Source organism: Parafrankia discariae (assembly GCF_000373365.1).
GTDB lineage: Bacteria > Actinomycetota > Actinomycetes > Frankiales > Frankiaceae > Parafrankia > Parafrankia discariae.
Map to the genome: position 1 here is coordinate 1 of NZ_KB891167.1, position 2912 is coordinate 2912.

The following is a 2912-nucleotide window of genomic DNA, read 5'->3' on the forward strand; positions in this document are numbered from 1 at the left end:
CTGGAAATCCCGCACCACCATGGACCGCTACCGCGAAGACGGCACCGTCTGGGACGACAACGCCGCCACCCACCTGGGGCTGTGAACAGCACAGATTCTCCGTCCCGTCTGGTGAGTGTCAGTGCTCCTCGTTCTTGGTCAATGGCCCGGAGCCCCGGATCTTTCGCCGTTGGCGACGAGATCTACGCCGAGGGCGCGGACCAGGGCCGCTGCTGAGGTACCTGACCTGGTCGTCGTTGTCCGTCTCCACCGTCGGGATGATCGGGACAGGTGTCGCGTGGACGGCGCCGATGTCGAGTCGGTAGCAGCGCAGCGCGGGCTGCGAGCCAGGGGCCCTACTTCCGCCGCCAGCGTCGGGTGCCTGTTCCCCGCTTGGTGTCCTCGCCCCGCTGTTGCTGCTTGGCGCGCACGTCCTGCAGCAGGTTGATCGAGGCCACCGTGTCCCGGTGGCCAGGGCCGAGGATTCGCTGTCGGCGGGTGACGATGTGCTCTGCCAGATCGTGTGCCGCCTGGAGGTCGCCGAGGTCCGCAAGGCATGCGCACAGGGTGGCAGTCGCGTCCAGGGTGTGTTCGTGGTCTGGTCCCAGGACCTGCTGCCGACGGGCTACGACGTCTTCCTCGATCCGGCGTGCCTCTTCCGGCTCGCCCAGTTTTCGGAGACTGATGGCAAGATTATGTGCGACAGCCAGGGTATGTCTATGATTATCGCCGTGTACTCGCCACAGGCGAGTCAGGGTGTCCGCGTCGAGATCACGAGCTGCTCGCAGTTCTCCAAGACCAGCAAGGCAAATGGCAAGCTCTGCAGCAGACACCAGTGTGTCCGGATGGTCGTCACCCAAGATTCCCCGGCGGTGCGTCAGGGTTTCCTCGTTGAGGGTGCGCGCGGCGTCGATTTCCCCGAGCACGCGCAGGATTTCCGCCAGGACACTGGCAGACCCAAGCGTTTGAGGATGATCTTTGCCTAGTATCTGCTGGCGGCGGGCGAGCACGTCCTCGGCCAAACGCCTTGGACCAACGCTGATACGCCGCCAGAGACATCTCCAATGCGTTTTGCGACCGTCCTGACTGCTCAAGATAACGGGCGACGTCGAGTAGGAGAACACGAAAATTCTGGCTTTCGGTCACTTCCAGGCTGAATGAGTGCGCGACGAGGATTGGACATGAGGGGTCAGAACCGCATACAACGACCAGCCTGTCGGGTCGTCGGGGTTTCCTGGACGGACAGTCGCCAGGAGCTCCTGGGCCTGCTGGCAATGCTGGAACTGTTCACTGTCACTGAGGAAGGAACGAACAAGGGCTTGAATCAAATGGTGGACCTGCAGCGCGGTACCCCTGTTCCGGGCCAGGCCGAGACTCGTGAGCTGACGCACCACGTCGGCCGTCGTCGCGCTGTCTCCTATTTCCGCCCCGAATCGGCCTGAGTCGCCCGCCGGTCGGCGAGGAGTGAGCGGGAGCAGTTTCGGCGCGCAGAAGGCCAGCTGGTCGAATACCACGGCGGCGCGCGGGCTGGCGGCGCGTAGCCGAGCACGGCTGGCGGTCACCACCGCGACCAGGCCTGGATGACGGTCGACGGTGGGATCGTCCAGCCCGGCGTGCGTGGGTGCCGCGGCGAGCAGGCCCAGGTAGTCGGCAACGTCGAGACCGGTTTCCTGTAGGAAGCAACCGGCCTGTTCAACGGCGAGTGGCAGGTCACCGACCGCCGCCGCGATCTGGTCAGCCTGGCCAGGCGACAAGGCCGGGCAGCGGTGCCTGAGCAGTGCGACGGACTCGGGCCGGTCGAAATCGCCGACCTCCACCAGGTCCGCGAACCGGCCGAACGCGGGGTTGCGGCTGGTAAGCAGCAGACGCCCACTGTCCGGTGGGCGAAGCTCAGCCAAAGCGGGAGGGCTGTCGGCGTTATCGTAGATCAGCAGCCAGTCGGTACGGCGCGCCAAAGCGGACCACAGCAGCCGCAGCACCTCGGCCGGTGGCCCCACCGTAGACAGTCCCAGCGCTGCCGCGAATTCGACCAGCCCATTGGTCGCCAGCGTGGGGTTCTCCGCGTTGACCCACCACACGATCTGGTATCCGGCAGCGTGTCTGTGGGCGTACTCGACCGCGAGCTGAGTCTTGCCCACACCTCCCATTCCCCGCAGCGGCACGACGGCGATCGCCTCCGCGTCGGGTTGACGCAGGCGGCCGTCCAATGTCCGGAGAAGGTCACCGCGGCCGGTGAAAAACGGGTTTCGGGCCGGGACGTTCCAGATCCGTGGCAGCCGCTGGGGGAACTCCGCTCGGCTCGGAAAGGTGACCGGTGAACCGGGCCGGTGCGAGTCCGCCGAAACTCCGTCGAGGAGTCGGCGGCGAGCATCGTCCTCCTCCAGCCCGAGCAGCTCGATCCGGGCCAGCGGCGCGTACAGCTCAGGGATCGAGCAGTCGGCCACAACCACCGGGACGACGCGGCCCGGTTGATCGCTCGCGAACGCTGCGGTGTGCTCGGCCTGGGAAAGACGATGGGCGAAGTAGGCGTCGGTGTAGACGGCCAGTACCCGCTCGGCCCGTTTCAACGCGCGTCGCATGGCGTCCACGAGGTTCGTGCCCGCGGCCCAGTCCCACACGTCGAGCTCTACGGTGTACCCGGCCTCGACCAACTGCTGGGCAATCCATTCAGCCCATGCCAGGTCACTGTCGGCGTGGGAGACGAAGAAATCTCGCCGGTCCACCTCGCCCCCGTATCTGCCAGGTCCAGGACAGCGCGTCCCCACGGTCGGTCATATCCTCGCCGGACGCTTCCGGCCACGAACCGCGTAAGAACATCATGGCGCACGGTGCGAGCGGCGAGAAATAGTCAAGACTTGTGGATGGTGATCGTTAGGCGGCTTGGGTGATGGGTGTGGTGGTGGGGCGTTCGACGAGCTGGCCGCCTTCGAAGA

The 2912-nt window shown here is 65.8% G+C and carries 2 protein-coding genes; both read right to left on the bottom strand.

The window, feature by feature from the left end:
- Window positions 1–335 precede the first annotated feature (335 nt).
- Window positions 336–1103: a tetratricopeptide repeat protein gene (locus tag B056_RS44265; protein ID WP_076784668.1), complete on the bottom strand. Its 768-nt coding sequence runs from the start codon at window positions 1101–1103 to the stop codon at window positions 336–338.
- Window positions 1104–1121: 18 nt separating this feature from the next.
- Complete coding sequence (fxsT, locus tag B056_RS44270) at window positions 1122–2702, bottom strand: FxSxx-COOH system tetratricopeptide repeat protein (RefSeq protein ID WP_018501552.1); 1581 nt, start codon at window positions 2700–2702, stop codon at window positions 1122–1124.
- Between the last annotated feature and the right edge of the window lie 210 nt (window positions 2703–2912).